The organism is Paenibacillus sp. PAMC 26794, from assembly GCF_000316035.1.
In the GTDB taxonomy this organism is placed as follows: Bacteria; Bacillota; Bacilli; order Paenibacillales; family Paenibacillaceae; genus Paenibacillus.
On record NZ_ANHX01000066.1, the window covers coordinates 21,639 to 42,580 of the forward strand.

At 48.2% G+C, this 20,942-nt stretch carries 15 protein-coding genes and 1 pseudogene; 7 read left to right on the top strand and 9 right to left on the bottom strand.

The window, feature by feature from the left end; translation table 11 throughout:
- Positions 1-22 precede the first annotated feature (22 nt).
- From D829_RS0121850 to D829_RS0121870, 5 genes are all read left to right on the top strand, one after another.
- Positions 23-673: a response regulator transcription factor gene (locus D829_RS0121850; protein ID WP_017691068.1), complete on the top strand. Its 651-nt coding sequence runs from the start codon at positions 23-25 to the stop codon at positions 671-673.
- Entirely contained in the window at positions 666-1,781 is a 1,116-nt protein-coding gene (locus D829_RS0121855) for a PAS domain-containing protein (RefSeq protein WP_017691069.1), read from the top strand. The genes D829_RS0121850 and D829_RS0121855 overlap by 8 nt, the downstream gene beginning before the upstream one ends.
- Positions 1,782-2,052: 271 nt before the next feature.
- The gene (locus D829_RS0121860; protein ID WP_017691070.1) at positions 2,053-2,547 is read left to right on the top strand and encodes an Lrp/AsnC family transcriptional regulator; all 495 of its coding nucleotides are present in this window, start codon (positions 2,053-2,055) and stop codon (positions 2,545-2,547) included.
- 12 nt (positions 2,548-2,559) lie between these two features.
- On the top strand, positions 2,560-3,147 hold the full coding sequence (locus D829_RS0121865) for a chromate transporter (RefSeq protein WP_017691071.1): 588 nt from the start codon (positions 2,560-2,562) through the stop codon (positions 3,145-3,147).
- A gap of 2 nt (positions 3,148-3,149) precedes the next feature.
- Positions 3,150-3,695: a chromate transporter gene (locus tag D829_RS0121870; RefSeq protein ID WP_017691072.1), complete on the top strand. Its 546-nt coding sequence runs from the start codon at positions 3,150-3,152 to the stop codon at positions 3,693-3,695.
- Between the two features lie 409 nt (positions 3,696-4,104).
- Here D829_RS0121870 and D829_RS31695 read toward each other — a convergent pair whose 3' ends face one another.
- Positions 4,105-6,477: an Ig-like domain-containing protein gene (locus tag D829_RS31695; RefSeq protein WP_017691073.1), complete on the bottom strand. Its 2,373-nt coding sequence runs from the start codon at positions 6,475-6,477 to the stop codon at positions 4,105-4,107.
- 211 nt (positions 6,478-6,688) lie between these two features.
- On the opposite strand from D829_RS31695, the gene D829_RS0121885 reads away from it, so the two are divergent.
- Positions 6,689-7,294: a class I SAM-dependent methyltransferase gene (locus D829_RS0121885; protein ID WP_017691074.1), complete on the top strand. Its 606-nt coding sequence runs from the start codon at positions 6,689-6,691 to the stop codon at positions 7,292-7,294.
- A gap of 324 nt (positions 7,295-7,618) precedes the next feature.
- Here the strand turns inward: D829_RS0121885 and D829_RS0121890 are convergent, their stop codons facing one another.
- From D829_RS0121890 to D829_RS31705, 6 genes and pseudogenes are all read right to left on the bottom strand, one after another.
- Positions 7,619-8,755, bottom strand: coding sequence for a glycoside hydrolase family 88 protein (locus D829_RS0121890; RefSeq protein WP_017691075.1), 1,137 nt, complete (start codon positions 8,753-8,755; stop codon positions 7,619-7,621).
- A gap of 19 nt (positions 8,756-8,774) precedes the next feature.
- Positions 8,775-10,727: a hypothetical protein gene (locus D829_RS0121895; protein WP_017691076.1), complete on the bottom strand. Its 1,953-nt coding sequence runs from the start codon at positions 10,725-10,727 to the stop codon at positions 8,775-8,777.
- Complete coding sequence (locus D829_RS31700) at positions 10,720-12,645, bottom strand: heparinase II/III family protein (protein WP_152417117.1); 1,926 nt, start codon at positions 12,643-12,645, stop codon at positions 10,720-10,722. The genes D829_RS0121895 and D829_RS31700 overlap by 8 nt, the downstream gene beginning before the upstream one ends.
- 371 nt (positions 12,646-13,016) lie before the next feature.
- Positions 13,017-13,673 carry an SGNH/GDSL hydrolase family protein gene (locus D829_RS0121905; protein WP_017691078.1) on the bottom strand — a complete coding sequence of 219 codons (657 nt, stop codon included), beginning with the start codon at positions 13,671-13,673 and terminating at the stop codon, positions 13,017-13,019.
- Positions 13,674-13,806: 133 nt separating this feature from the next.
- Entirely contained in the window at positions 13,807-14,136 is a 330-nt protein-coding gene (locus tag D829_RS0121915; RefSeq protein WP_017691080.1) for an AzlD domain-containing protein, read from the bottom strand.
- Positions 14,127-14,831: pseudogene (locus D829_RS31705) on the bottom strand (AzlC family ABC transporter permease). Before D829_RS31705 ends, D829_RS0121915 begins: the two are co-directional and overlap by 10 nt.
- A gap of 374 nt (positions 14,832-15,205) precedes the next feature.
- On the opposite strand from D829_RS31705, the gene D829_RS0121925 reads away from it, so the two are divergent.
- Positions 15,206-17,206 carry a methyl-accepting chemotaxis protein gene (locus D829_RS0121925; protein ID WP_017691083.1) on the top strand — a complete coding sequence of 667 codons (2,001 nt, stop codon included), beginning with the start codon at positions 15,206-15,208 and terminating at the stop codon, positions 17,204-17,206.
- A gap of 192 nt (positions 17,207-17,398) precedes the next feature.
- Here the strand turns inward: D829_RS0121925 and D829_RS0121930 are convergent, their stop codons facing one another.
- Positions 17,399-18,595 (bottom strand): DUF2087 domain-containing protein, encoded by a 1,197-nt coding sequence (locus tag D829_RS0121930; protein ID WP_017691084.1) that lies wholly within the window; start codon positions 18,593-18,595, stop codon positions 17,399-17,401.
- A 277-nt stretch (positions 18,596-18,872) separates the two neighbouring features.
- A complete protein-coding gene (locus D829_RS0121935; protein ID WP_017691085.1) occupies positions 18,873-20,846 on the bottom strand; it encodes a methyl-accepting chemotaxis protein in 1,974 nt (657 codons plus the stop codon).
- Positions 20,847-20,942: the final 96 nt, after the last annotated feature.

Genomic DNA, 20,942 nt, shown 5'->3' on the forward strand with positions numbered 1-20,942 from the left:
GAAGCGGACAGGGGGAAATCATGTGATTCAACTATTAGTTGTAGACGACCATGTTGTCGTGCGTTCCGGGCTGATCGCCTTACTTGAAGGAAAGAATGATATACATATCGTTGGAGATGCCGCAGATGGCGATGAAGCCATTGCCAAAGCTCAAGAGTTGAAACCAGATGTGGTCTTGATGGATTTCAGTATGCCACCAGGCAAAGACGGTTTAACAGCTACCGCTGAATTGAAGAAATTGATGCCGGATGTCTCCATTTTGATACTAACCATGCATGACGATGAAGAATATCTGTTCCGCGCCATCCACGCGGGAGCATCCGGATATATACTCAAAAGTGCGCCGCATGAAGAATTGCTTGCCGCGATTCGTTCCGTAGCAGAGGGTAGCGCCTATCTGTACCCCAGTGCAACCAAGCGACTGATGAGTGAATACCTGGACAAAGCCAAACAGGAAAACGCCGGACCGTATGACACGTTATCCGAGCGGGAGAAAGAGATTTTGTCCTGGATTGCCAAGGGATACGCCAACAAGGAAATCGCCGAACATCTGATCATCAGTGTCAAAACGGTCGAATCCCACAAAAGCAATCTGATGGAGAAACTTGGCCTGCGTACACGACCGGAACTGGTGAAGTTCGCCATGAAAAAGGGGTTGCTGAACTTTGAGTAGTGCACGCAAGAACAGACTAAGTGGACTCGCAGACCAACCCGTACGCCTCCTGCTGAACGAAATCGACAATCAAATTACGGATAATGAATTTCGCAGCAGGTTGAAGGGCTCCCTGCATCAACTGAGTGATCTGAAGTTTGCTCTGGATGAGTCCTCCATTGTAGCCCTGACAGACCGCAAGGGGAAGATCCAGTATGTGAATGATAAATTCTGTGAAATCTCCCAGTATGAGCGCGAGGAACTGATTGGTAAGGATCACCGAATCATTAATTCCGGATACCATGGCAAAGGCTTTATGAAAAACCTGTGGGAGACGATATCCTCAGGTAAAGTATGGAACGGGGAAATTCGCAATCGTGCCAGAGATGGCAGTTATTATTGGGTCAACACTACCATCGTGCCTTTCCTCGATAACGACGGCGAGCCATATCAATACCTGGCTGTACGTAGTGAGGTCACCAAGCTGAAATCCGTCGAAGCCGAATTGCAAAAGATGATGTCCCAGGTCATGAATATTCAAGAAGAGGAACGACGCCGGATCTCGCGTGAACTGCATGACGGGATTGGACAGAGTCTGTTCTCTCTGGTGATTCAGATGGACCGACTGCTGGTAGACCAGCATCAACCCGGGGTTGAAGCACTTCGTAAGCAGGTCACGGGTATCATGGAGGATGTACGCGGTATGGCATGGGAGCTGAGACCATCCGTTCTGGATGACCTGGGTGTTGTTCCGGCGATTCGTACGTATATCGAGAATTACACCCGTCACTACGGGATCGAAGTTGATCTGGAATGTAATTTGCGCAAACGTCTGGAGATGAACCGGGAGATAGCCATCTACCGGATTATTCAGGAAGCCTTAACCAATGTCGCGAAGTATGCCGATGTTGCCGAGGCACGTGTTACGATAGAAGACGCTGAGAACATGACGATGGTTATTATTGAAGACCATGGCGCGGGATTCAGCGAAGTAACCGCTGGCAATGGTGTTGGATTGTTCAGTATGGAAGAGCGTGCCCGTGGTGCAGGAGGAACGTTGAGAGTTTCTTCCGAGCCTGGCGAAGGGACCACCGTTACCCTTTTATTGCCCAAGACAGCCCAAGTATAACCGGACATGCTTCGTATCACACTTTGCGCTTCACTCCAGCTTATCTATTATTTAACGGCTGCTCGCTATTGGACTGTGCGAGTGGTCTTTTTATTTTCCGATTGGTCGAGATGACAAAATGAAGGCTCAAAATCAGTTAAATTCAATAATCATGATAAATAGATTGACTCCAGTTACGATTCGTCATTAAACTATGAATGCCACATACACATTGTATGTTTAGTAAAATTTCATTGTTCATTTCATATAGCGAGAGAAAAGGATGGTCAACATGTCAGAGAAACGCTCCTCCAAAGGAGGAGAAATTCCACAAATGTACAATCTCGACGAGATGGATCGCAAAATCATCGCCGCGCTTCACCACAACAGCCGAATATCCTATACGGATCTGGGTGCACAGATCGGATTGTCCCGTGTAGCTGTTCAGGCACGTATTAATGCGTTATCCGAAAAAGGAATCATCGAACGCTTCACCGTTGTGATCAACCCTGGCAAGGTTGGGCTTCAGGTCTCGGCCTTTTTCAATGTCGATGTTGAACCGCCCTTCCTGGATGAAGTCGCTGAGAAACTGGATGAAGAGCCAGCCGTCACCAGCCTCTATCATATGACAGGCCCGAGTACCCTGCACATGCACGGTATTTTTGCGGATATGGAAGAGATGGAGCAGTTCTTGCTGGAGAAGCTCTATAAGATGCCGGGTATCGTCAAAGTGGAATCACAGCTATTGTTGAAACGTTATAAAAGCCGGATGGGCATGAGACTCTAGGAGGAAATCAGCATGGGTTGGAAAGATTACAACGGTCTCGTCATCGGAATGGTACGAACCGGAATTCTCGGATATGGCGGTGGCCCTTCGGTTATTCCGTTGATCCGTTACGAAGCCGTTACGCGTTATAAATGGGTCAGTGATGAGGAGTTCGGCGAGATTTTGGCTATCGCCAACGCCTTGCCGGGTCCCATCGCGACCAAAATGGCCGCATATCTCGGTTATAAAACCAAAGGTGTGCTGGGCGCGATCGTGTCTGTACTCGCACATATTTTGCCGACAAGTATTGCCATTATTGCTCTGCTCGGTTCCATGTACGCGCTACGCGAGTCGAAAGTGGTAGCAGGCATGGTAGCCGCCGTAAGGCCAGTCATTTTTGTCATGCTGGGCATGATGGCTTATGAATTTGCCATGAAAGCCTGGAAGGGACTTGGTAAAGTTTTTGCCGCCCTATTCGGCGTAATTGCCTTTGTACTATTACAGCTGCTGGATATCCATCCGGGGATTGTGATCGCAGTTTTCCTGGGATATGGTGTCTTCCATCTGGATCTGGTTCAGCGCTTCAAGTCCAAAGGCGAGTCCGATAAGGGGGTGTCCTAAGGATGCTCCAGACCTGGTGGGAATTATTTTGGGGATTTTTCGTAGCAAACATCTTGGGATATGGGGGCGGTCCGGCTTCCATTCCGCTCATGCAGGAAGAGATTGTGAACCATTACCAATGGATGACCACCGAGCAATTCGGTGATGTACTGGCGATTGGTAACGCCCTTCCCGGCCCGATTGCAACCAAAATTGCTGCATTTGTCGGGTACCACGTAGCAGGCTGGTTTGGGGCATTTATCGCAAGTTTTGCCACAATCGTGCCTTCCGCAACCGCATTAATTATATTACTTCGTCTGTTGAACAAACATCGCACTTCACCAAAAGTCAAAGGTATGACTCTACTCGTACAGCCTGTTATCGCCGTACTCATGATTCTGCTCACATGGGAATTTGGGCAGCTGTCCACTGATTCCATCGGCATCTGGCAGACGTTGATCATTGCAGGCATCTCGCTCTGGGTCATGACCAAAACCAAGCTGCATCCGGCCATTCTGATCGTGATCGCTTTTGCCTATGGTGCGCTGGTACTGTCTCACACGATGTAGTTATAGAACATACAGGGAACGTCACAGAATCACTTGGTTATACATCTGTAATAGGGTGGTGTATGCAAGGGTTCTGGGCGTTGGCGAATGGCTAGATTATTTTCATTTTCTAAGGAACTCAGGACGTCTTATTTGGTCTTTAGGTCCTCTTTATAAATTGTAAGGAATCTCAGACACGTTATATACCAAAATAACCTGACAAAAGCGCTATAAAAGACTGTACTTTCCGATATAACGTGTCTCAGATTCCTTAGATTTCTGCAAACGCTCCAGACCCCTGAATAAGACGTTTCAGATTCGTTAGCGCTTGAAGACATGCCTAGTTTATAAACAAAAAACGGTGATACCAGCTATTAGCTGGCATCACCGTTTTTATTTGCGCGTTTCACGCTCACATATGGAAAAGCAATTACTTCGCTTCAACCACTACCGTCACTTTGGTTTTCACACCTGCAAATGTCACCGTAATCGTTGCTTTACCTTTGCCATTTGCCTGAATAATTCCATCTTTCACCGATGCTGTTGCAATCCGGGAAGATTTCCAGAGAGCCGGTTTGGATACATTAGCTTCACTGCCATCGGCATACGTTGCAGTTGCAGCCACGGTTACCTTTTCACCAGGTTTCATGGTCAACGTTACTTTATCCGTCTGCAAATATTTCAGTGTATCCACATCTAGAGCAATCGTTACAGACTTGCTACCGTATTTTGCAGTAATTTTGGCTTTACCGGAACCCGTAGCTTTGACTTTACCTTTGGTCACTTGAGCTACTTTGTAGCTGTTCGTTTTCCATTCAGCTTTGTCCGTAACATCACGCTCGCTACCGTCACTCAAAAAGGCAGTTACCGTCAGATCAGCTGTATCGCCTGATTTCAGGGAAAGAACCGGCTCAGAAGCTTCAATACGTGAGATGACATCCACTTCAACTTGAATGGTCACTTTTTGGGAGCCGTATTCTGCTGTAATGTTGGCTTTACCACTGCTGTTACCCGTGATCACGCCTTTTTTCACATCCGCTACACGTGCATTGCTCGATTTCCAGGTTGCTTCGGATGTTACATCCAACGTGTTGCCGTCCTCATCCGTACCTGTTAGAAGGATGTTCTGTGTTTCTTTGGCAGACAATACGACGAAGTTCACATCTGCTTCCAGTCCACTTGCCATACCTACTTCAACAGGCAGAGTCAGCGTTTTGCCTTCAATCTTCGCGGTAATGGTTACTTTACCTGTAGCAACACCTGTGATAACCCCTTTGCTATCTACCTCAGCGATTTTGTCGCTGCTGCTGCTCCAAGTTGCATCTTCAGATACATCTTTGGATGTTTCACCATACAACGCCAGTACTTTGGCAGAAGTCGTTCCACCAACGGCTACCGATGCTTTCTTCTTGTCCATCTCATACTTGTCTGCTACGTCTACATTCACTGTGAATTTAACCGTTTTACCGCCATAAGCTACAGTGATCGTAGCCGTACCGGATTTGTATGCAATCAGATCGCCGTTTGATACATATACGACATCTGGATTGCTTGAAGTCCATGTTGCTTTGGAAGTTACATTTTCTGTACTGGCATCAATATATTCGGCATTGGCTACCAATGTCTTAGACTTGTTATCACCGGTAACACTCATGGCGAGCTTGTCATTTACATCTTTGATATCCAGATATCTTGCCGTATCTACATCTACAGCAATTTCTACAGTTTTTCCACTATAGGTTGCTTTGATCGTTGTTGAACCTGCGCTAATGGCTGTGATCTGTCCCTTAAACACCGTTGCAACCTTCTCGTTGCTGGATGTCCAAGTTGCCTGATCCGTTACATTCACATCGCTGCTGTTTGGATAAGAAGCCGTTACAACGACATTAGCCGTTTTGGTTGTCTCGCTCAAACGGAAGAAAATACTTTGTTTCTCCACACTCAGCTTGCTCGTCAGATCCACATCCACGTCAACGGATACTGATTTTGTACCGTATTTGGCTGTGATCTTGGCAGAACCTGCCGAGTATCCTGTAATTTCGCCTTTAAGAACGTCTGCGACCTTCTCATTGCTTGATGTCCACTCCGCCAGATCCGTTACATCTTTGGTTGTGCCATCTGGGTAAGTAGCCGTCACTTTCACACTTTCACTTTTGTTCAACAACAGGTTAACCTGCTGTTTATCTACATCTACACGTTTAACCACTTCAACGTTAACATCCACCGTCACGCTCTGGCTGCCAACTTTCGCAGTAATAACTGCCGTACCCGCGCTTTGTCCAGTTACTTTACCATTCACAACGGTAGCAACCTTCTCGTCACTGGTAGACCATTCTGCCGTACTTGCTGCTGCATTATTTGTTTCATTGTCACTATACGTTGCTGTCAAAATAATTTCTTTTGTATCTCCCGTGCGCAAATCCAGACTTTGCACGTTTTTCGAAAGAGCTTTGACCTTCTTCGTTACTTTCACTTGAACGGTCTGACTCTGACCCTGATAAGCTGCGGTAATCGTCGCTTTACCTTCCTTTTTGGCCGTGATTGCACCATTATATACAGTTGCTATCGAAGTATCTTCGCTACTCCAGGTTGTACTAATCGTTACATTAGCCGAGGTATTATCTGAATATACCCCTGTCACCGTAACAGACCCAGAATCACCAACTTCGAGCGACATCTCATTCTTGGAAACCACAATTTTGGACAGTTCTTTATCTGCCGCAGCGGCCAAGCCTACGTTGGAAATACTCAGCATCAACACCAGCATCATCACCATGTACTTGGTCAATCTTGGCTTTAACATCATTTCCCCCCGATTATCATCATTTTTTTCCTTATGTTTTATGTCGGCAAGTCCTTTCCAGATGTTTAGACTTTCAGGAAATTTTCAGGGAATTCTATGGAAATTAATTTATCTTCTATTCCTGTTTCAACCGATCATACCTGCGAATATTGCGCATACCTATGTATATTGACTGTCTTGAACTTCTTTTAACAGGATTGGAGGAAACATAATGCGTCAGCCTTTTGATTACATCGGGTATTGGGAGGAAACATATCGTTCGGGTGAAAGTTCTGGGAGGGGGTCATACGGGGTTTTGGCTGAATTCAAGGCCGAGGTCGTGAACGGACTGATTCAACGTGAAGGGATTCATCGTGTCATTGAGTTTGGATGTGGGGATGGCAACCAGTTGCAATACATGAATTATGAGGACTACCTGGGCGTGGATGTGGCGGCTTCTTCAGTAAAGCGTTGTGCTTCCCAATTTGCCAAGGATTATTCCAAGAGCTTCATGTTGTATACACCAGGCCTATGGATTAACCGAGGTTTCCTGCAAGCCGATCTGACGGTCTGTCTGGATGTGTTATATCACATCACGGATGAAACAGATTTTCGCAATACCCTCTATGATATTCTGCACTCTTCAACAGCATGGGTGGTACTTTACACCCGTTTGAAAGAAAACGGCAACCCGGGGATTGATACAATCCAGGACCGTAATCTGTTCGATTATCTCTTCGACTACCCTGATTTCAAAGTTCATGAGATTATTCCGCAGCGATACCCGGATCAATCTTCTGCCGACTTTGTTATCCTGAGACGCATGCCCTCGAAGTGAAAATCGATTCTTTCAGTAAAGCATAGCTAAGTCTGCACCCCAACTGGAACCGTAAGAATGCGATATTGATATGCCAGGTATTCTTTTGTCTTCCTTCGATTATGTACACCATCCGCCTGTCCGCTCACCTTGTTTTGTCTATTCAAAGCTCAAACTTAGATATACTCCGTCTCCAATGGAAGGAATATCGTTCCTGATACTGGAGACAGCCTTATGCGGACAAGTGATGATGGTTTGCTAACAACTCGAAGGCTCATACCACTACGACCTTACTAATCCGTTCTCACCCTCAGTTTCTCTCATGCATAGTTCTCAATTCTTCTTTTAAAATAACCCCGCATGTCCACGCAGCTTCGCCAGCGCTTCCATATAGAAATAATCGCCGTATATAATCGGCACATTCAACCCTCGCCCTTCCGGGTAATGCACCGTTCCCTGCATGATCAGACCTTCTTCCGCTGCCGAGTCGCCGGAGCTATAGTGCTCATGCAAGCCGCGGACGATACGTTCTCCCGCGGCAGCATAGGTCTCACCGCGTGGCGACAGCTTCGCCAGCTCGAGCAACCCGCTCGCGGCAATCGCCGCAGCGGACGAGTCCCACGCCACCTGATGCTCCGCAGGTGCGCGGAAATCCCACACCGGCACGATCTCTTCGCCAAGCATGGCGAGGAAGAAATCGGCCGCACGCTCCGCTGTCTCCAGATATCGGGCTTCGCCCGTATACCGGAAAGACAGCGCAAACCCGTGCAACGCCCAGGCGGTGCCCCGCGCCCAAGCCGAACCTGGAGCATGGCCCTGTCCGCCATGCTCTCGCAACTTCTGCCCCGTGTGTGGATCAAACTCCACCACGTGGCAGATGGACCCGTCAGCGCGGATGAATTCGCGCGCCACGGTGTCCGCGTGTGCTTCCGCCAGCCAGCGGAAGCGAGGATCGCCGCTCTGCTCGGATGCCCAGTAGAGCAGCGGCAGGTTCATCATGCTGTCAATGATGGCTACGCCGCGCGTATCCATTGCTGACGAGCTGAAGTTCCATGCGCGGATGAACTCACCGCGCACGTGGAACCGGGCAGCGAGCAGGTTGGCGGCAAGCATGCCACGCCGCCGTCCATCCATGCTGCCCGTCTGGCGGTAGTTGGCTACGCCACTAAGCAGCCAGATGAACCCCAGATCGTGATCCACCGATTCGGGATCACGCAGACAACCCTCCAGTTGCCGCTCACAGCTTTCGGCAATGCGATGTAACGGAGCGACCGCTTCACTTTCCGGCGCATCCTCATAGACCAGCCATAACAATCCAGGCCAGAAACCTGCTGTCCACCATTCCGGATCATTCCGGTCATACGTCCCTTGCGGGGCAATGTGCGGGAATGTATCCTTGATCCGCTTTGCATTCCGAATCGTCTTGGCAGCCCCCTGTTGCCACGCTTCCTCGAGCCATTTTACCGACGTTGATGTGTTCATGAACATATCCCTCCTCGATTCATTTAACCTCGCCCAATCGGATCGTAAATGACAACCTACGTGCTCCGTTCGCTTCAATCCGTGCTTCCTTCAGCAACCCATTACGTGAAGCCACAGCCTGTTCCTCCAGATGAATAATGGCTTCCTGATCCAGCGCTGTAGATTCTACATACGCTCCCCGATACTCCGTTCGTACACTATGATCCGTTTGAGTAATCACCGCCTGTTCACGACCATCATGGAACATCAATGGAATGAGTGCACCTGCCGCCGTGATCTCACCTTCGAATTTATACGTTATGGTCAGCACATCCGCCTGTTGCACATAATGAGTACGCAATGTTTCAATTCCGGGTAATGGACCGACCCATGTCACGGCAAAAGCATTCTCCAAGACAGTTATGCCATCTTCTGCCGCTCTTTCCGCCAGATGCTGCTCCACTTGATTCCGGGTATCATGGTCCACCTTCTCGTACACAACGGAACCTCCTCCCTGTGCAGGGTCCAATCCAACGTCACGATCATATGCACCACCGGATGGAATCCCCTCTGCAAGACTGTGCCATACCCCATCTGGTGTCTTCCAGGCAGGACAGTAGCTGAGCGGACGAACCGCCCCTTCGGCAAATTCCGTAAATCCGGCCTGCACATGGCTGGCAGCGGACGGACCAATCAGACCAGGTAACCCCGTCTGCTGAATCCGCACCAAACCAGGGATCGTATACGGATCATTCATCGCCGTGTGTAATACCAGTTGCTGACCAGGTATGGAAGCAATCACCGTTTCGAACCACCCATCGGTCTGCAAAACTCTGCTACCCAGTTCGGAAGGAAGGTATACTTCGCCCACATCCTCTCCTGGATCACTGAGACAAGCGTGACCCAGCGCTGCTGCCGTCCACAGATTGTAACAGGTATGGTTGGTATAGATTTCGTAGCCGTGGCGATCTTCTGGCTTGTATTCATTGCGCACGATTTTCAGACGCCCATCTTCCATTTTCCAGCGCTCCACAGCAGCAAAACACCGATTAGCAGCACGTGCGAAAGCACCGGCCATCACCCGATCTCCCGCCTGCAAAGCTAGTGTTGCATGTGTAGAACATACATAAGCCGCCGCCGCTTCATTCCACTGATGCTGGGAGCTGCGACCACGCGGTGGAATCTCACCTAGCGGCGAGAGCGTCAGTAGCGAGCTGAAGGCACCATGGCGCAGCTGCTCACGTAACGTATCGGCAGTCGTTCCCTCGTAACCAGCTTGGAGCATCACCTCAAGGTGATAACGGGTGGCAATATCATAGGAAAATGGACAATTGGGTCGATCCAGCGGTCCATCCTGATACAACCCAAGGGCCGTAAATCGGGGCACATGATAGGCTTCCAGATAACGATCCATCCACGCTGTACCCTCATTCGCCAGCTGTTCATGCCACCGCAGATATTCACCAGAGATCATAATGGCGTTCCAGTTAATCATGCGATTGGGATTGTTCATCTTGCTCATCGTAAATACATAATCTTGTTCAGGGTGGATCGTCTTGAGTGCCTCAGCCCAGATCTGTGCTTGTTCAGGCAGATGTGACTTCAACAACATATAAGCTCTCATCATGAGCACCGGAAAAAAATCAGGATGATTGCCAGGTGCACTACCATTGACTACGGCATCAATGCTCTGTGATAGCGCTGCCGCTGCGGAATCAAGCAGATCTGTACGGCCCGCATCAACCAGAACTGCCGCAGCCATCGCATAGGCCGGTGTAGAATAATATCTCTCCACACCCGAGAACGGGTCGATAATTGCACCCTGGCTATCCTGATATGGTGTGTAAGCGCGAACAACACTTTCAACAAGTGGCAACTTGCGCTCCCTATTCCAGCCGTCTGCCGGAGGGGGACCCGCTTGTTCTGCCAATGTACGGTAACGTTCAAGTTCGTCTTTCCATGGATACGTGGACGCAGATGTATATTTACTCACGCATGCTCACCTCGATTTCTCCCATTTTCGGTTCAATGATGAAGCGTACCTCACATACCGTTTCAAGCGGATTAGGGCGTTCTGTCTGAACATCCGTCTCATCGATCACACCTGTCCATGATAGTGACGTCCGATAGAATGTGACCGGAACATTGTCATGATCAACTGTGTTCATAGCCTCCGTAAAGACCTGCCACTGGTTCGCATCATATGTCATATGGACCGTTCCATGTACACCTTGCCAGCGAAGATTACCGCTCTTCACCACCTCAGGCTGTACTCTACTCATCCATCGCTCCACAACGCTCGAACATCCTGCATCTGAATCATCCACCGAAGAGAATCGTTCTGCCGAAGACACCATGCTGCTTTTCCATTGAAAACGGTCAATCAAACGCAATTCTGCTCTATCTTTGCTACCGTCAGGAGACATTTCCCAATGAAATTGGCGCGTATACTGAGCCAGTGAAGCAGCCCCAGAGTATGCGGATGTTAGATCCATTGTTGCATTCAGCTCACCGCCACCCTCTGCCAGCCTTGCCTCTAACACATGGGATTGCGCTTGCCGACCGGAGCATTGCTCCTTGCCTTCAATGAGCGGAACGTTATGACCGGATGACGAGATGTGGAACAGCTGCTCTCTGCCTGGTGCAAAATACGCTTGGCTGTACAACCCTGCTCCTGGATCACACAGAATATTCTCACCACCGCAATGGATAATGAACTGCCCCAGATCATTATGGTTGTGAGGTTCATCGTTATGCCCGCCTTTAATGGAAATAGCCACATGAAGGGGTGCGCCGTTCGCTTGTTTTGTATCCCGGGAATCGAGCGATCCTTTTGCAATCATCCAGCCCAGATTTCGAAAAATAAATCCTCGTTCAGCCTGCCCAGAGGCACCTTCATCACCGTACACTGGCGGATCGCTCCACATCACGTTCCGCAACAGATGAGCCCAGCGATGACAGGGATCATCGGTAAGCAGTGGAATATGAAGCGGCAGATCCACCTGCAACCCAACCCGGGATGCAAGCAGGGAGAGTAATCCGGAAGGGATCTCTTCCTGTTCGGAACTGTCCGAATAATTCACGAATGTGCCACCTGACAGATGAACTCGCAGCGGGAATGCGGCGATGTCTGCGATTTTGGAACCCACTAGCAGATCTAGTTCGCCCTCACTATACTCACGAAGCATCTCGGCATAATAGGTGAAATATCCAAAGCCATATACCCAGTATCCAATGCCTTCGGCACAGCCGCCATCCTCGCCATATCCGCTCAAGAATGCGTTCATACAGCTGACTGTTTGGCAGATCGATTCCTTTAGTGTGGACTCATCCTCGAGCAGCAACAATGCGGCCATGCCACAGCAGCCACCACAGACCGCCGACCAGTTGTGATCCGCTGTCTGCCAGTGGAACTTCCGTTGCTCCCGGTAAAGCGGAGTGAAGATTCGCCGTTCTGCTTCAGACCTGATCCGTTCTAGGACAAGGCGATCGAGCTGCTCGGCGTGAATGGTCACAATCTCGGCCAGCATATGTACCGTCTCAGCAGCGAACAGATCGATGTTCCCCTTCACCTGGTTGACCTCTCCCGTACCCAGATGCGCGGGCAAACACCACGTATACTCACCACACACGTCCCACAACATTTCTTCCAGCGCTTGCAGTGCATCCGGCCTAGCCGTGTCCAAGGCGAGCATCGCCACAGCAGCAAGTCTGCCCCTTCGATCGAAATAAGCCTCTTCATAGGCTTTCCGCTCACCCGTATCGCTGAACTGTCGATATAGACGGAACGACAAGGGTGGCATGGGTTCTTTCAAGGCACGTTCACCGTAAGCCTTCAAGTCTGTGTATAACGTGGCCAATTCAGGCCGGGATAACTTCTCTAAGAGTCTGTCGGCACTTAAGGAACTCAATACTTTGCTCTCTTTTCCATGTTGATTTATATTTTCATTTTCGACTTCGTGAATGGAATCTTCCACTGGATTCACCACTCTTCGTTAATGGATTGTCATACCAAAATTATAATGTAATCGATTTCATTTTACTGGATATGATAGCACTTTTGAAGAATTATCCATTAGAACCCTTTCCACGACGTTACTTCCTTTTCCTTCCCAACACAAAAAAAAACGAAGAACCTTCGTCAGGTTCTCCGTTGCATTCTGCCTGTCACCACAGGCTTTTTATGGTTATCTCATATTCTTAACTATCTTATATCCTCATCCTCAATTAATCCTGTATACCTATAATGCTGCTGCCATATCGCAACTGTCCGCTGTTGTTATTACACAATCGCAAGCGGAGAATTCTGTACAACAGACAACCATTGGCGTGCAATCAGCTCATGACCTGCCGCGGTTGGATGTACGCCATCCCATAACCAGTACGCTGCATCCGCCTGCTTCAGAGCGTCATTAAACGTCTGTTGCAATGGCACCCACACAGCTCCAAATTCTTCAGCAAGACCTTGAGCAAGCTTCTGATATTGACCGATATACTCTTCCCAGGCTTCCCATTTCTCCGCGGTCGCTCCGGTTCTAAGAATAAACGGCTCCATCAAAATCAGCCCCGTATCTGGCATCACTTCTCGAGTTTCTTCGAGCAAATGGCGATACGCCCGTCCGAAACGATCCGTTACCCCGCTAGGTTCACCATTCATCGTGCGCCAGGCATCATTAACCCCAATCAGGATACTGATCAGGTCCGGTTTCAGGCTAATGGTATCCTCATTCCAGCGTGCGTACAGATCGGATGCCCGATCCCCGCTGATACCTCTGTTATAGAAGGTCTTTTGCTTACCCGCCAGTTCCATACCCAGTTTGCTGGAGATCAGATACGCATACCCGTGTCCGAGAAAATGATTCGGATCATCATTACGTGATCTTCCCCCATCTGTAATCGAGTCTCCCTGAAACAATATAACGGATGGACTTGTACTCATGATTGAAATCGTTCCTTCCTCTTGTGCAAAATGGAAACACTGAACACCTCAGTCTCCATTTTATCCCTTTCGGCCATAATAGAAAATAGCGTTTTCATCACTGAGTGTCGCCATCTTATGACTCTCCTAGCAATTATCCGATCCAGTATCGCAAGATCATCATAGCCACAATACCGACCAATACGGTTCCCAGCAGACTGCGTGTCCAGATCGCTACTGCAATCGTAGGCAGGGATGCCCACAGAGCTGCATTGTGCGTAATCGGCACGAACTGGTTGCCCGACATGAACAGTTCCTGACCAATCAGCGCTGCCATGACCGCTACGGGTACATACTCCAGCCAGCGTAACAACCACATTGGAATCTGTATCTTGCTGAACAGCATTAGCGGCAGTACACGCGGGATAAATGTTAACAGTGCCGAGCCCATAATAATCCAGAATACATCCCATCTTACTTCCATCGTTCCATGAACACTCCCATCGTTGCCGCAATGACCGCAGCCACAATGACACTCATGCTGCCAAGTGAAGCCATGCTGGCGAAGATTACACAGACAACGGCGATCATAGCCACATTAATGTGTATTTTTTTGTTTTTGCGATGCACCAACTGGAGTACGACCAGTCCAATAAACATCGCTGGCAGGGCATAATCCAGACCCAGTCGTTCCGGGTTAGTGATCCAGCGTCCAAAGTACGCTCCCGCCATATTAGCCACGAACCAGTTCAGATATGCGGTAATATTCAGACCGTGCATCCAGCGTTCACTAAGCCTTTCCCTGCCAATCGCACGTGTCATCGCCACGCCGAAAGACTCATCGGTAAGCAATGAACCAATCCACATATTTTTAAGTGGGGTCAGATGCCGAAAATACGGTTATACAGCCGCACTGAGCAGCAAATGGCGAAGATTCACAAAAAATATGGTGAACATGATGGCTACTGCTGAGCCATTCGATGCGAGCATGCCTGCTGCAATGAACTGAGCCGATCCTGCATATAAAATCAGGCTGAGCAGAGCTGTTTCCGCCAGACTCAGACCTGCGGTCATTTCAATGACACCCGCCGCAAAGCCAATACTCAAATAACCAAGCAGGGTTGGGATACAATCTTTGACCCCCTGCATGAATGTAGCCTGATCCTGGACCTCTTCCATGTTCTCCTGTCCAGATATCTGTAGTGTACTTTGGTCCAACTGCCGTACAACCCCTCTCCAATTTTTGTCCCTATAAACCGATATATATGGATGTAGATCCATCCAGGTCCATTCTTCGTGTCACATTAATTCAGAAATATACCACAAGATGTGCACTAAGGGAGAGACAGATTAATTTTTATAGAACAGATGTAATCCTAAATACCTATAAAATCGAAAAATATTTTCGTAAAACTCATAAATTGTGTTGAATAAACGCGAAATTTGTCATACGATAGCACCAGAAACTTCTGGAAAGGATGGAATGAAATATCTTTTACCAGATGGGCTTGTCCACTAGACATGGGGATGGGTTACACAGAGGGGGAATGTGTATGAAGAAAATTCGTAAACAAGGGGTCAAAAGAACGCTGCAGATGAGAGAGAAACTGATTTTGTCATTTGCCATCGTACTACTCATTCCAACAATCAGTCTGGGCATTATCTCTTTCCAAACAGCCGAAGCCAAGGTTGAAGAGAAAATGTATGAGAACGCGATCAGCAGTGTTACTGTGCTAAACCAGACCATTGACCAGATTATTGGTGCAACACGCAAAAATGTTGATTTCCTAGCAAGTCAGCTGGACGCAGGCAATGTCGGACCCAATCAGGGTGACGAAACCGATACCATCCGTACCTTGCTCGACGCGTATAAGGAAACCCATGATGACGTGGAACTTGCCTCCATCGGTACCGATCAGGGCGTGTATATTAACTCCCCTGTAACTGCGGTGAACAAAGAAGGATATGACCCGCGCGAACGCCCGTGGTATCAGGCTGCTACGCAGAACAAAGATGTCCCTACCGTAATCACCCCCTACTTATCAAGCAATACCGGCAATGTTGTTGCTTCGGTAGCTCAGACCTCAGCGGATGGCCATGGTGTCGTCTCTGTCAGCCTGTCACTTGAAGCCCTCTCGAAGACGGTTAATTCCACGAAGATTGGCGAGAAGGGTTATATCTATATCATTGATAATGCCAACAAAATCATTGTACATCCTACCGAAAAACCGGGGACCGAAGGAACCATGGCACCCTATAAAGATATTTTTGCACAGAAAAACGGAAGTCTGACCTATACACTAAATGGAAACCAGGAACATGCTTTTTTCTCCACTAATGAAACGACGGGCTGGACCGTGGTTGGTGTCATTGACAGTGGGGAAGTGACGGCTTCTGTCCGTCCGATCCTATACACCACACTTATTGTTGTAGCGATTGCAATTGCGGTAAGCTCCATCATTATTTTCTGGATTGTGCAATCAATCACCAAACCACTGAACCGCCTGGTGAAGGCATCTGACGAAATTAGTAATGGTAATCTGACCATCGAAGTTGCTGTATTGGGACAGGATGAATTCGGCAAGCTGAGCACCAGCTTCAATAAGATGAGCGAATCCCTGCGAACCGTTATTCAGGACGTGCGACACACGGCTGACGAGTTAACCGCCTCATCCACACAATTGGCAGTCAACTCATCGGAGACAACCAAAGCAACAGAGCAAGTCGCCTTGATCACGGAAGAATCCGCAGCTGGACTTGAGAAACAAACAAGCAGCCTGAAACATACGGCACTACAGATGAATGAGCTTGCTGGAGGTGTAGGACAGGTAACGAACAGCACACAGCAAGTATCCGAAGCTGCCATGCAAGCAAGTGAGCTCGCGGATAAAGGGAATGCAACCATGCAGACGGCCGTATCCGAGATGAGTTCCGTGAGTCGCTTTGTGCAAGGTATGGCAGATACTGCTGGACGACTTGAACAGCATTCCACATCCATTGGTGAGATGGTATCTGTCATTACAGATATCGCTGCACAGACCAATTTGCTTGCTCTCAATGCTTCTATAGAAGCAGCACGTGCAGGTGAGCATGGACGTGGCTTCTCCGTTGTTGCCAGCGAAGTCCGCAAGCTCGCGGAACAATCCAGCCTGTCCGGCCAGAAGATCGTAGAGATGGTCGGAGCGATTCAACAGGAGATTTCAATGGCCAATCACAATGTACAGATCGGGCAACAGGATGTAAGCAACGGCATTCGTGCCGTTCAGTTTGCAGATGAAGCTTTTGCCCAGATTAGGGAGGCTGTTGGGGTCGTCAATCATCAGCTTGAGAACATTGCAGCCGCCTCACAACAGATGTCTGCAAGCACAGCCGAAGTGGTGCAATCCATTGATCAGATCCACGCCATATCCGAAACCAATGCCGATGGAACGGAGAACATCTCTGCTGCTACGGAGGAGCAAGTGGCTTCCATGCAGGAGATATCATCCTCTGCTGATTCCCTTGCCCATCTGGCTCACAAGCTGCAGAAGCTCGTGGAACAACTCAAGCTGTAATCGTTGAACTAAAGATTAGTTACACCGACACTACGATGACAGAACAACCTTCCAATCGCTGTTATCGTGCAAAAGATTAGTTCAACTTAGATAATAAGTAGCCGGTAACATCAAAATCCCCTTTGCCATCATATTGGCAGAGGGGATTTTGGTAATGAAAGGCCATGAAATTTGGAGAGGAAAATGCCTCTCCTATTCAGCAGATTGCTTTTTATCTCCGTGGTACCCTTGGTCTCCATAGGGCTCTAACTGTTCAAACCAGCGATTCAGACATTTGGCGAGTGCATCTTTGGGATCGTAATACGGGTTATCGTCTTGCTTCAATGTCTCCAGCACCTCGATCACAAACGCATTCTCTCCATATTCATTCCATTCAGCCTGCAACCTTCGATTCAGATGGCTACCCATCTGTAACATAAACCGTTGTCCGTTAATGGTTTTCAGGTTAAGTGTGCTGTCGATATAAACTTTGCCGTTATGTTCATTCCGAATCTGGTAGACGCCCGCTTCCGTTTTAACTTCTTTGGCCTGTTCCTGCAATTCTTTGCGACGATTCATCTTCTCCTGCTCCCCCTTTTTTTTGCGCTCCTGTTTTCCAACTTTGGCACTCTGTTGATCTGCGTGGCTTCCCAGCCAATACTGACTGCCGTCTGGCTCACGTTCCAGCAAACCATAGTCGATGAGATACCTCCGTATTTCCACGTAATCATCATGAACTTCCTTCAGCAGTTCATTGACCTGTTTCTCGGAATATTTGCGCTCTGTCTCGAATCGTTTGGCAATTTCGATGAGCACGATATATTTATGCTTTTGCTGCATATGAAACGTCGTCAGTGGACCACTGGTGCCCTCTGGAAAATACTTGTTTAGCACCTTTTCCCGATCCTGTTCTGTAATATCAAATGAATCACGATGGATCGTATGTTCATGCCTTGTCACCGGCGACACCCATTCGGCTGGAGCCTGGGTATCCTTACTTTTGAGAAGTTCCATTAATGCCAGGAATATCTTGGCCTGCCGTTCCTTCTCCTTTAATACAAACCGATGATTCCGGATCGTGGAAGCACTCCCGATGCCAAGGGTCTTCTGTACTTCAGCATCCTTCTTGCCTTCATAGAATTGTGACAACAAGCCCCGCTGGACATCAGACAATCCGGTTACGCTTTTATCCAGCTCCAGCAAATACTCAAATACCGATCCATGAACCTTCTCAATATGCACTCGCATATAACGGGCTGCCTCATAGAGGACTCCTTCTTCAGGATAGATAATTCCCGCTTCCGTCCTGTATCCGCAGCATACGCATGTATAGGCAGCACCCTCCTCCATATAACCACGCTTGATCTCTTCCAATGAAGCGGTTTGCAACCAGGATTCCGATGATTTCATAGCAAAGCTCCTCTTATCATTGTTATGGTCAGTTTAATCGAATATTAATTAACATTATATATTTTTGTTTGTTTATTTATAGACATAATATAATTTTGTTTATTACATGTCAACACAACTGAAAGGATGCTGTGTGTGAAAACATAACGGACACCCCTTGTTCAACAGAAAAAAGACCGCAGGGTCGCAACCCTGCAGTCTCCTCTTATCGCAGAAAGGGCATTTCAGTTCCTTCCTTAAGTATTCATCATGACACATTGTCTCATTTCAATCCCTGTTACAACTTAAACCGTTCAATTATGCTTTGCAGATCTTCAGCCATACGTGACAATGCTGCCGAAGAAGCTGCAACCTCTTCCATTGTAGCTAACTGCTCTTGAGCCGCCGCTGATCCATCTTCCGTTCCAGAGGCAATTCTGTCCGACAGAACCATTGTATCACTTACTGCCTTGTTGACATGACTCATGCCGCCATCAATCTGACGGGAAGCCGCGGATACTTCTCCAGCTTGTGCAGCCACCAACTGAACCGCAGTACGAATGTTATGGAATGCTTCGCCCGCTTCTGTAACCATCTGCGAACTCTTCATCATACCTTCTCCCGTACGGGCAAAAGTGGATTGCACCGCATTGGTTTTCTCCTGCATCTCATGCATAAGCTCATTAATCCGCTCGGCTGAAGCGCCTGAACTGTGAGCCAGTGTCTTCACTTCGTTGGCTACGACCGCGAATCCGCGCCCTTGCTCGCCAGCTCTTGAAGCTTCAATGGATGCATTCAATGCGAGAATGTTCGTCTGCTTGGCAATGGCCGTAATCTCGGCCACAATCACAAGAATCTCTTCATTTTTTGCGCGCAGATCCTCAATGACCACAGACATGGCTTTGCTCTCATCATTCACCTGTTGAATATGGGTAACCGCTTCTTCCACTGTAACCATACCCGCTTCCGACTTGGTGGAAGCATCCAGAGCGATACGAGCGGTGTCTTCAGCACTTGATGAGATCTCTTTGACTCCAATGGACATTTCGCCCACGAGTTGACCTGTAGTAGCAAGACTATTGTTCTGCAAAGTCGTTCCCGCAGCTGCATCCTGCATCAGTTCAGCCACCTGTTCTGTGGCTTTGGATGTCTGCTCGGAACTTGCCATCAGTTCTTCAGAAGATGCTGCCAGCTGGCTGGACGTATCATGCACCTCTCCAAGCACACTACGTAGTGAAGTCGTCATCGTGTCGAAGCTTTCCCCGAGCTGTCCGAACTCATCCCGACGCTGTAAGCCTACACGAACGGTGAGATCTCCTGCGCTTACTTTGGATGCTGCCTGTGTTAATTGCAGTAATGGCCGGTGAATGCTGCGGATAATGAAAATAAGCAGAATCAAGCCAATAACCAATGCAGCACCCACAACACTTACTGCACGGATCAAAATAGGCATTACGGCTTCCGTTGCTTCGGAAGGAACCATCTCACCAACAATTTTCCAACCGGTCACCGGATTGGTGGAATACACTGCTTCCACTTCGTGACCATCATATGTATACTTCACGGTTCCACTTTCCTTCGTATACATCTCATTGATGTAAGGTTCATCCGACTGTGTACCGGATTCAATATTGTAGTGGAACAGGAATTTACCCCCGTTATCCAGCATGTACAGTTTTCCTTCTTTACCAATACGTATCTGATCTACGGATTCTTTCAGATGATTAAGACTAACATTGGCCCCGAATACTCCTTTGCCATCAGCCAGCTTCGCTGCCGCCGTTACAACCCATTCGCCCGTCACTACGGACTGGAACGTATCCGAGATTACAGGTACGTCCTGAGATATAGCCAGCTTATACCATGAACGTTCCCGCGGATCAAAGACTTGTGCTCCAGGATCAGGGGACTTCATCCAACTGCCATCTTCTGCACCTGCAGTAACTGCATCCAGTTCTTTATGGTTCTGGGACATCCGATCCATCTGCCTTCGAAGCGCCGGGGAATTATTAATAATATCGTTAGAAGTAATACCCGCCGCCATCTGTGCTACGTTATCCTTCTCCATTTCCAGCATCTCACTTATTTGCAGACTAAGCATTTCTGTTTTGGCCTGTGCGGAACGAATGATTTCCAGCTTGACCTGTTCAGCAGCTTTCTCATAAGATAACCAACCAACGGTAATGCTCGGTACTATCAGAAACAGGAGCAAAGCCGCGATCAGACGTTTTTTTACGGTTAAAGTAAACCAGTTTCGAATCCTTTTCTTCATTTAACTATCCCCCATCATAATCTTCACCCATCCTTTTATCGGACAATTGCTGTAAAAATATTATGTATAGATACTAAATTAGTACAAATTCAAATG

What these genes read in the sequence shown, in the direction of transcription:
- D829_RS0121905 (WP_017691078.1), bottom strand. Translation starts at nt 13,673, where the DNA reads ATGAGTACAAGTCCATCCGTTATATTGTTTCAGGGAGACTCGATTACA.
- D829_RS0121885 (WP_017691074.1), top strand. Translation starts at nt 6,689, where the DNA reads ATGCGTCAGCCTTTTGATTACATCGGGTATTGGGAGGAAACATATCGT.
- D829_RS0121865 (WP_017691071.1), top strand. Translation starts at nt 2,560, where the DNA reads ATGGGTTGGAAAGATTACAACGGTCTCGTCATCGGAATGGTACGAACC.
- D829_RS0121890 (WP_017691075.1), bottom strand. Translation starts at nt 8,755, where the DNA reads ATGAACACATCAACGTCGGTAAAATGGCTCGAGGAAGCGTGGCAACAG.
- D829_RS0121860 (WP_017691070.1), top strand. Translation starts at nt 2,053, where the DNA reads ATGTCAGAGAAACGCTCCTCCAAAGGAGGAGAAATTCCACAAATGTAC.
- D829_RS0121915 (WP_017691080.1), bottom strand. Translation starts at nt 14,136, where the DNA reads ATGGAAGTAAGATGGGATGTATTCTGGATTATTATGGGCTCGGCACTG.
- D829_RS0121930 (WP_017691084.1), bottom strand. Translation starts at nt 18,595, where the DNA reads ATGAAATCATCGGAATCCTGGTTGCAAACCGCTTCATTGGAAGAGATC.
- D829_RS0121925 (WP_017691083.1), top strand. Translation starts at nt 15,206, where the DNA reads ATGAAGAAAATTCGTAAACAAGGGGTCAAAAGAACGCTGCAGATGAGA.
- D829_RS0121870 (WP_017691072.1), top strand. Translation starts at nt 3,150, where the DNA reads ATGCTCCAGACCTGGTGGGAATTATTTTGGGGATTTTTCGTAGCAAAC.
- D829_RS0121935 (WP_017691085.1), bottom strand. Translation starts at nt 20,846, where the DNA reads ATGAAGAAAAGGATTCGAAACTGGTTTACTTTAACCGTAAAAAAACGT.
- D829_RS31695 (WP_017691073.1), bottom strand. Translation starts at nt 6,477, where the DNA reads ATGTTAAAGCCAAGATTGACCAAGTACATGGTGATGATGCTGGTGTTG.